The organism is Streptomyces apricus (assembly GCF_008369065.1).
GTDB lineage: Bacteria > Actinomycetota > Actinomycetes > Streptomycetales > Streptomycetaceae > Streptomyces > Streptomyces apricus.
Map to the genome: position 1 here is coordinate 516,474 of NZ_VDFC01000046.1, position 8,852 is coordinate 525,325.

Sequence of the window (8,852 nt, forward strand, 5' to 3'; positions counted from 1 at the left end):
GGGGTGGACGCCTCGGGGGTGGGCGCTCCGGGCGGCGCCCTCCTCGTCGTCGGGGACGTCATCACGGATGTCGTCGCCCGGCACCGCGGACCGCTCGCCCCGGGCACCGACACGGCCGCCGCCGTCCGGACCGTGCCGGGCGGTGCGGGCGCGAACGTCGCCTGCTGGGCCGCGTGGCGCGGCGGACCGGAGGTGCAGTTCCTCGGCCGGGTGGGCGCGGACTCGGCCGCCTGGCACGAACGGGAACTGACGGCCTGTGGGGTGCGCCCCTCCCTGGTCGTCGACCCGCGGGCGCCCACGGGGACGGTGGTCTGCCTGGTGGACACGGACGCCTCGGCGGAGCGCACCTTCCTCACCGACAGCGGCGCGTCCCTGCGCCTGGAGGCCGGCGACTGGTCCCCCGGCCTGCTCGACGGGGTCGCGTGGCTGCACCTGTCGGGCTACCTGTTCTTCTCCGCACCGTGCCGGGCCCTGGTGGCCTCGGCGCTGGGGTCGGCACGCGCGCGTGGCGTACCGGTGAGCGTGGATCCCGCGTCGACGGGGTTCCTCTCCGGTCTGGGCGTGGACCGGTTCCTCACACTCACCGAGGGGGTGGACGTCCTGCTGCCGAACCGGGACGAGGCCCGTCTGCTGACGGGTCTTCCCGATGCGGCGGACGCGGCGGCCGAGCTGAGCCGCCGCACTCCGCTGGTGGTGGTCAAGCAGGGCGGCGCCGGAGCCCTCGTCGCCCGGTCGGGGGCGGTACGGGCCGAGGTCGCGGCCGAACCGGCGGTCCCCGTCGACACCACCGGCGCCGGTGACGCCTTCACCGGCGCCTTCCTGGCCGCGCTGCTCACCGGAGCCCCGCCGCGGGAGGCGGCCGCCGAGGGGTGCCGGGCCGGAGCGCTGGCGGTGCAGCAGGTGGGCGCGAGGCCGCGCGGAACGGCATGACCCGGCCGGCGCCGCGCCCTACGGTCACGCCTTGCGCCCCCATGCCGAGATCAGCGGCGCCGTGGCCAGGTCCGTCCCGCCCGCGGCCGCGTTCGCCAGGTGACGGTCGAGGTCCTGCTCGGTGACGCGGCCCGCCGCGACGAGCTGTTCGCGGACCTGTCCGACCGCCTCGGCCTCGAACGCCCCGCAGGCCGGCGAGGCGAGGGGGAAGTACGCGTCGGCCTCGACCCGGCGCAGTCCGGCCTCGCGGAGCAGCCGGGGAAGGCGCCGCCCGTACGCGAGTTCGGCGCCCTGTTCGGCGCGCACGTCGCACATCGCCCGGCGCACCCGGTTGGCCAGTTGCTGCTCGGGGCCGTGCTCGTCGGGGCAGGCCAGCGGCTGCAGCGTGGGATCGGCGTCCTCCACCAGGAGCCGTCCACCGGGCCGCAGCGCCTTGACCATCGTGCGCAACGCCCGCTCGGGGTCCGGGACCTGGGCGAGGACGAACCGGGCGTGCACGAGGTCGAAGCCCTCCGCGGGCGGCTCGTCGGCGCCCACGTCGTGGACGCGCAGCTGGATGGGCGGGCGCACCGCCGGGGGCGCCCAGGAGGTGTCGGGGCCGGTCGCGAGCACCCGGCCGGTGGGCCCGGCCCTCTTGGCCAGCCAGGACACCACGGACATGCCACCGGCGGCCACCTCCCAGCAGCGCCAGCCGGATCCGACGCCGAGCCGTTCGAGGTGCCGGAACGTCGTGGGGTCGAAGAGAGCGGCGAGGGCGTCGGATCGCTGCCCCGCGTCGGGCCGGCGGTGGTCGAGGAGGTGTCCATCGGTAAGCATCATGAGCCGATCATCCCATTTGTCGGCTTTTTCGTACGGGATGACGCTCCCGGTCCGCCCGGACGTGCGGGTGCCCGCCTGGACGTGCGGGCGCTCGGCCGCAGGCATCCGGTGTCGAGCGCCCGGCGCGTACGGGGTGTCGCGGCGGCCGCAGGAGGACGGCTCCGGAACGGAATCATCCGTTCCCACAGGCCGGAACGGCCGTCGAAGCATCCTGGCAGACTGGCCGCGGCAAGGCGCACAAGTGCGGCGCGGGGAGATCCACGCAGGGAGATCCGTATGTCCATGGCAGGGAATCTGCGGAGGGTGACGGGCCTGAGCAAGGTCGGCGGCCTCCGCAAGGTGGCACGGCTGACACGGCGGCGCGCACGGGTCGACCTGAGCCATCACGCCCGGTCCCCACTGGGCTCCTCGGTGGTGAACTGCGTGGCGTACGAGGAAGGGGCGAGGGTGCCGGCCGGCCGCGACCTGGTCGAGACGGTGGAGCGGGTCCGCGGGGCGGAGGGCGGTTTCGTCTGGCTCGGGCTGCACGAGCCGACCGAGGTGGAGTTCGCGGGCATCGCCGAGCTGTTCGACCTGCATCCGCTGGCGGTGGAGGACGCGGTGGACGCCCATCAGCGCCCGAAGCTGGAGCGGTACGGCGACACGCTGTTCGCGGTGTTCAAGACGGTCTGCTACGTCGAGCACACCGAACTGACCGCGAGCAGCGAGGTGGTGGACACCGGCGAGATCATGGCCTTCGTCGGCCGGGACTTCGTGGTGACCGTACGGCACGGGCGGCACGGTTCGCTGGGTCCGCTGCGCGAGGAGCTGGAGGCGAACCCCGAGCAGCTCGTGAAGGGACCGGCCGCCGTCCTGCACGCGATCGCGGACCACGTGGTGGACGACTACCTGAACGTCACGGCCTCGGTGCAGGAGGACATCGACAAGGTCGAGACGGCGGTGTTCGCGGCGGACGGCGCGCGGGTCGATCCCGGGCACATCTACCAGCTGAAGCGCGAACTGCTCGAACTGAAGCGGGCGGTGGTCCCCCTGGGCCGGCCCATCATGGACCTCGCGACGCGGCCGATCCGAGTGATCGACCCGGAGATACAGGCCTACTTCCGGGACGTCTCCGACCACCAGCTGCGGGCCGCGGAGCAGATAGCCGCGTTCGACGAGCTGCTGAACTCGATCCTGCAGGCGCACCTCGCGCAGGTGAGCGTGGCGCAGAACGAGGACATGCGGAAGATCACGGCGTGGGCGGCGCTGATCGCGGTGCCGACGATGGTCTGCGGTGTGTACGGCATGAACTTCGATCACATGCCGGAGCTGCACTGGAAGTTCGGGTATCCGCTGGCGGTCGGGGTGATCGCCGTCGCCTGCCTCACCCTCCACCGGGGCTTCAAGCGCAACGGCTGGCTCTGAGACCGTCGCCGGTCAGCCGTTCCACGCCGGATGGCGCGGGTCGTCGGCCCGCACCAGGAGGTCGGCCGCCTCTCCCGGGTCCGTCTCGTTCTCGTACCGCTCGAACGCGGGCAGCGTCCAGTGCTCGTCCTCCGGGGTGCGGCGGCGCAGCGCGGCCGGTGAGAGACGCAGATGGACGGAGAGGTCGAAGGGGAACCAGTGGCGCAGGAGCAGGGGGCCGTGCAGCAACAGCACGCCCCCGGGAGGGAGGCGCACATAGGGGGTGCGGGTGGCGCGGTCGGTGACCGGGTCCAGGAGGTCGGGCAGGACACGGCCGTCGCCGCCGGGTTCCAGGGGGCCGAAGACCTCCCGCCACAGGGCGCCGGTGTCGAACCAGCCGTCGTAGTAGGTGTCCACATCTTGGCGGCCGTACTCGAAACGGAGGGAGGCGGCCCGCAGATAGCCCTCGGTGCCGATCACCAGGGCGGAGCGGCCGCGGGGCCGGAGGGCCTCGGCCACGCGTCCGGCGAGGTCGCCGGGGCGGGCGGCGGGGGCGCCGTCGACGGCGACGCGGAGCCAGGGGCTGCCGTCGGCCGGCTCCAGGTCGAGCAAGCGCTCGGCGATGGAGTCGCCGAGCCGGTCCCAGGTGATCGCTTCGAGTCGCACACCGCCCATGATGCCGCGCGGCGCGCATCTCCTCGGAACGGTCTGCGCGGACCCCCGAGACGGCCGGACATGCAGGCGAGTTCTTCGGCCATGGTGACCCTCGCCGTACGGGATTTCACTTGTGGTGACGGAAGGCGCCGTGCAGGATCTTGGGGTTCGGGGCGTCCGGCCCCCCAGACCTCGGGAACGGTGCGCGGGTTGTCGATGACAAGTGCTGCTTACTCGGGGGTCGCCGTGATCGAGGGACCGTATTTCGTGCTCACCGTGGTGGGTGTACTGGGCACCGGGCTGGTGGCCGGGGTGTTCTGCGCGTTCTCGACGTTCGTGATGAAGGGTCTGGCGGCGTTGCCGCCGGCGCAGGGCGTGGCGGCGATGCAGGCGATCAACGTGACGGCGCTGATGCCCGCCTTCATGGTCGTGTTCATCGGGTCGGCCGCGCTGTGTGCCGTGATAGCGGTGGTCACCTTCGTGCTGTGGCCCGAAGACGGCACGGTAGAACTGCTGCTGGGCAGCGCGCTGTACCTGTTCGGCTGCTTCGGGGTCACGATCGCGGCGAACGTCCCGCGCAACAACAGGCTGGCCGGGATGGAGCCGGGCACGCCGGAGGCCGTCGCGTACTGGCCCGCCTATGTGAGCGAGTGGTCGATGTGGAACCACGTCCGGACGGTCGCCGCGGCCGGCGGGACGGTCTCCTACCTGCTGGCACTGACCTGAACCCGGTGCGGACGCATCGGTCCACGGGGCCGGTCCACGGGGCCGGTCCATGAGGCTGGCCCGCCCGTCGGCGGTCGGCCTTCAGCGTTCGTCCGTGCCCGCCGTCTTCGCGGTCGACAGGGCGATCCGGTTCCAGGTGTTGATGGCGAGGATCAGGGCCAGCACCTGGGCGAGTTCGCCGTCGTCGAAGTGGGCGGCGGCCTCGGCGTAGACGTCGGCCGGGACGCCCCGGTCGGCGACCAGGGTCACCGCTTCCGTCAGTGCGAGGGCCGCCCGCTCCTGCGCGGTGAAGAAGTGCGGGGCCTCGCGCCACACCGGGACCATGTGCAGCCGGTCCTCGCTCTCACCGGCCCGGCGGGCGTCGTTCGTGTGCATGTGGAGGCAGTACGCGCAGTGGTTGAGGTGCGAGGCGCGGATCTGGATCAGCTCGACGAGGGCCGGGGCGAGCCCGGCGCGGGCCGCCGCGTCGAAGCCGACGAGGGCGCGGAAGGCCTTGGGGGCGGACTTCGCGAAGTCCAGGCGGTCGTTCTCGGCCACCCGCGCTCCTGCCTCCGCGGCGGGCGCCGTGCCGGTGCGCGCGGGTGCGGTGTGTACGGGTGCGGTGTGTGCGTGCGCCGTGTGTACGTGCTCTGTGTGTGCGTGTGCGGTGTTCGTCGTCATGTCCATGAATCTATGAGCCGGGAAGACCCTCGGTAGGGTGCATTTCCGTGACGGATTCATGGGTCAATTCCGCGCGGGGTCTCGGTGCCGACCTGCATCTGGAACTGTCCGGTCCGGGTGGGCGGCGTGCCGCTCTGATCCGTGCCCTGCGGGAGGCGATACGCGACGGGCGGCTCGTTCCCGGGACCCGCCTTCCCCCGTACCGCTCGCTCGCGGCCGACCTGGGCGTGGCCAGGAACACGGTGGCCGACGCGTACGCCGAGCTCGTCGCGGAGGGCTGGCTCACGGCGCGGCAGGGCTCGGGCACCCGGGTCGCCGAGCGCGTCGAACCCCTGGGCGCCCCGGAGCGCGTACCCCGGAAGGAGCCTCCACGCACGCATGGGTCGCGGCACGACCTGCGGCAGGGCACCCCGGACGTGTCGGCGTTCCCGCGGGCCGCCTGGCTGGCCTCGTACCGGCGGGCCCTGCACCGGGCTCCCAACGAGTCGTTCGGGCCCGGCGATCCCGCGGGGCGGATCGAGCTGCGGGAGGCGCTGGCGGAGTACCTGGCACGCGCGCGTGGCGTCCGTACCGAGCCGGGACGGATCGTGATCTGCTCGGGGTTCGCGCACGCGCTGCGGCTGCTCTTCCCTGCGGTGCTGCGCGGTCCGCTGGCCGTCGAGTCGTACGGTCTCCCCTTCCACCGGGAGTTGCTGGCGGCGGCGGGCGTACGGACCGTGCCGCTGGCGCTGGACGAGGACGGGGCCCGGGTCGGCGACCTCGGCGGGGAGCGGGCCGTACTGCTCACGCCGGCGCACCAGTTCCCGACCGGCGGGCCGCTGCACCCCGCGCGGCGCGCGGCCGTCGTCGACTGGGCACGCGCGGGTGGCGGCGTGGTCCTGGAGGACGACTACGACGGCGAGTTCCGCTACGACCGCAAACCCGTCGGGGCCGTGCAGGGCCTCGATCCCGAACGGGTCGTCCATCTGGGGTCGGTGAGCAAAAGCCTGTCACCGGCGCTGCGGCTGGGCTGGATGGTCCTTCCCGTGCGGTACGTCGACGGGGTGCTGGCGGCCAAGGGCGAGCGGGAGGCGTGGGCGGGCGTCCTGGACCAGCTGGCGCTCGCGGACTTCATCAGATCGGGGTCCTACGACCGTCATGTACGGCGGATGCGGCAGCGGTACCGCGGACGGCGCGACCGGCTGGTCGAGGCGCTCGCCGCGCACGCGCCGCACGTCCGGGTGACCGGGATCGCGGCCGGGCTCCACGCGGTGCTGGAACTGCCTCCCGGCAGCGAGTCCTCGGCGGTGAAGGCGGCCGTGTGGCAGGGCCTCGCGCTGGACGGGCTCGCGGAGTTCCGGCATCCGGGGGCGACCGCGGCCATGACCGCGCCGGACGGCCTGGTCGTGGGGTACGCCACGCCTCCCGAGCACGCCTACGGGGCCGCGCTGGAGGCGCTGTGCGCGGCGCTGCCGCCTCCGTGAGCCCCGGTGCCCCGGAGCCGCGAGGATCCCTGGGGTGGACGGGGCAGATGGGGCGGTCGGGGCTCGTGGTGGCGGTGGCCGGAAGACGGCACTCCACCGGTCCGCGACACGGCGCCGGGTGCGAACATCGACTGCAGGAGGCGTGTTGTCGCCGCGGCCGTGACCGGCCGTTGCGCAGGTAACCCGCCCCATCCTTCGTTCCGCCGTCAGGCGCAGGGCCARCCCCGCGCGTCCCCCCTGTTGGCGACCGGTCCTGGGGGGTGCTCGATGACGACGGTTGACGAACGTCACGACGACGGGGCGTGCGCGGGGGGCGAACGGGGAGCGCCCCGCATCGACGCCGTCCCTCTGAGCGATACGCGGGCCGTCCGCATCCCCTTCGCGGGCTCCAAGGCCGCGCACCTTGCGCGTGCGGCGGCGGCCGGGCTGCCCGTGCTGCCCGGGTTCGTCGTGCCGTACGACGAGGGAGCGGCCGGGGGACGAGGGGCGCACGGTGACGGGGCGGACGCCGGGAACTCAGGGAACCCCGGAAACTCAGGGGATTCCGGCAACTCAGGGGAGTCCGGGGTCGAGCGGCTGCGCCGTGCCTGGCAGGAGCTGTCCGAGGGAGGCGTGCGGCCCCTCGTCGTACGGTCCTCGTCCCCGCAGGAGGACACGCAGGAGTCGTCCCTGGCGGGCCGGTTCGCGTCCGTGCTGGACGTACGGGGCTGGCACGACTTCCGTGCGGCCGTGCGGACCGTGCTCGACTCGGCCCAGCTGCCGGACGGCACGGTCGCGCCGATGGCCGTGCTGGTGCAGCCCCTGCTCACGGCCCGGGTGGGAGGGGTGCTGTTCGGCGCCGACCCCGTGGCGGGCCGGACCGACCGGATGCTGGTGAGCGCGGTGCGCGGCGGCCCCGACACGCTGGTCAGCGGCGAACGGGCCGGTACCGACTACCGGCTGGGCCGGTGGGGCCGGCTGTCGCACATCGAGCCCGCGGGCGCCGAACAGGTGCTCGGACCGTCCGAACTGCGGCGGCTCGCGCGGCTGGCCCGCCGGGCACGGGCGGTCTTCGGCGGGCCGCAGGACATCGAGTTCGGGTTCGACGCGGCGGGCCGGCTGTGGCTCTTCCAGAGCCGGCCCATCACCGCGATGGCGGCACGGCCCGTTCGCGGGGCACGGCTGCTCGGCCCCGGCCCCGTCGCGGAGACCCTGCCGGACCGGCTCGACCCGCTGGAGGAGGACCTGTGGGTGGCGCCGATGGCCCGCGGGCTGGCCGCCGCGCTCGACATCGGCGGTACCGCGCCACGGCGCCGGCTGCGTGCGGTGCCGGTCGTCACGACCGTCGGCGGCCGGGCCGCGGCGGATCTGCGGCTGCTGGGGGCCGCCCCGCCGCGGTACCGGTGGCTGGCGCCGCTCAATCCGGCGCCGGGTGCCCGCCGGCTGGCCGCCGCGTGGCGGGTGGGCCGGCTGACCTCGGCGCTGCCCGGCCTCGCGACGGACCTCGTCGCCGATGTCGACCGCCGGCTCGCCGGGACGCCGCCCCCGGACCGGCTGGCGCGCCCCGAACTCGTCGCCGCCCTGCGCTGGACCCGTACCGTCCTGGTCTCGCTGCACGCCCAGGAAGCCCTCGCGGGCGCGCTGCTGCCCGCGCCCGGTGCGACGGCCGCCGGCACGGCCCTCGCCGCCCTCGCGCAGGCCCGCGCGGACGGCGTACCGGATCGCGGGGTGGTGGCGGCGCAACCGGTGGTACTGGCGTTGGCGCCGCCCAGCCTGAGCCGGGAGCTGCGGCTGCCGGAGGGCGGCCCCGGGGACCTGACGGTCCCGGCCCACGGGTCCGCACCGTCGACGACGGCGGCAGCGGCAGCGGCAGCGGCAGCGGCAGCGGCCCTGCCTCCTCGTGAAGCGCTGCGCCTGCGGATCCGCTGGGTGCAGGAGCTCCAGGTCCGGCTGGTCCGGGACGCCGCGCGACGGCTGGCCGCACCGGGCGGCCCGAACGAACAGGACGGGCCGGGCAGTGGCGCGGACTCGTCCGGCGCGGCGGGCACGCCGGAGGTGGGGCTGCTGCGCTGGCCCGAGCTCGTCGAGGCGCTCGAACGCGGCACGCTTCCGGGCGACTTCGGGGAGCGGCTGCCGCGGGCCGCGTCGGCGCCCCTGCCCGATGCGTTCCGGCTCACGGAAGGCGGCACGGTCGTCGCCGAGCGCCTCGCGGGCAGGGGCAGAACCAAGGGCCGGGGC

At 74.5% G+C, this 8,852-nt stretch carries 8 protein-coding genes; 5 read left to right on the plus strand and 3 right to left on the minus strand.

Annotation, left to right across the window (positions count from 1 at the left end; genetic code table 11):
- Positions 1–3 precede the first annotated feature (3 nt).
- Positions 4–930 carry a carbohydrate kinase family protein gene (locus FGF04_RS22390; RefSeq protein WP_328596410.1) on the plus strand — a complete coding sequence of 309 codons (927 nt, stop codon included), beginning with the start codon at positions 4–6 and terminating at the stop codon, positions 928–930.
- Between the two features lie 24 nt (positions 931–954).
- Here the strand turns inward: FGF04_RS22390 and FGF04_RS22395 are convergent, their stop codons facing one another.
- The gene (locus tag FGF04_RS22395; protein ID WP_149513084.1) at positions 955–1,749 is read right to left on the minus strand and encodes a methyltransferase domain-containing protein; all 795 of its coding nucleotides are present in this window, start codon (positions 1,747–1,749) and stop codon (positions 955–957) included.
- Between the two features lie 276 nt (positions 1,750–2,025).
- Between FGF04_RS22395 and FGF04_RS22400 the strand changes: the two genes are divergently transcribed.
- Complete coding sequence (locus FGF04_RS22400; RefSeq protein WP_149513085.1) at positions 2,026–3,153, plus strand: magnesium and cobalt transport protein CorA; 1,128 nt, start codon at positions 2,026–2,028, stop codon at positions 3,151–3,153.
- A 12-nt stretch (positions 3,154–3,165) separates the two neighbouring features.
- Here FGF04_RS22400 and FGF04_RS22405 read toward each other — a convergent pair whose 3' ends face one another.
- Positions 3,166–3,807: a nucleoside/nucleotide kinase family protein gene (locus FGF04_RS22405; protein WP_188114179.1), complete on the minus strand. Its 642-nt coding sequence runs from the start codon at positions 3,805–3,807 to the stop codon at positions 3,166–3,168.
- A 225-nt stretch (positions 3,808–4,032) separates the two neighbouring features.
- Here FGF04_RS22405 and FGF04_RS22410 point away from each other — a divergent pair, with 225 nt between their 5' ends.
- Positions 4,033–4,512, plus strand: coding sequence for an anthrone oxygenase family protein (locus FGF04_RS22410; protein ID WP_149513775.1), 480 nt, complete (start codon positions 4,033–4,035; stop codon positions 4,510–4,512).
- Positions 4,513–4,593: 81 nt separating this feature from the next.
- Here the strand turns inward: FGF04_RS22410 and FGF04_RS22415 are convergent, their stop codons facing one another.
- Positions 4,594–5,178, minus strand: a complete 585-nt coding sequence (locus FGF04_RS22415; RefSeq protein ID WP_408055649.1) for a carboxymuconolactone decarboxylase family protein — start codon at positions 5,176–5,178, stop codon at positions 4,594–4,596.
- A 41-nt stretch (positions 5,179–5,219) separates the two neighbouring features.
- On the opposite strand from FGF04_RS22415, the gene pdxR reads away from it, so the two are divergent.
- Both pdxR and FGF04_RS22425 read left to right on the plus strand, forming a co-directional pair.
- Positions 5,220–6,635 carry a MocR-like pyridoxine biosynthesis transcription factor PdxR gene (pdxR, locus tag FGF04_RS22420; RefSeq protein WP_149513088.1) on the plus strand — a complete coding sequence of 472 codons (1,416 nt, stop codon included), beginning with the start codon at positions 5,220–5,222 and terminating at the stop codon, positions 6,633–6,635.
- Between the two features lie 267 nt (positions 6,636–6,902).
- On the plus strand, positions 6,903–8,852 hold a 1,950-nt coding region (locus FGF04_RS22425; RefSeq protein WP_149513776.1), incomplete at its 3' end, for a PEP/pyruvate-binding domain-containing protein.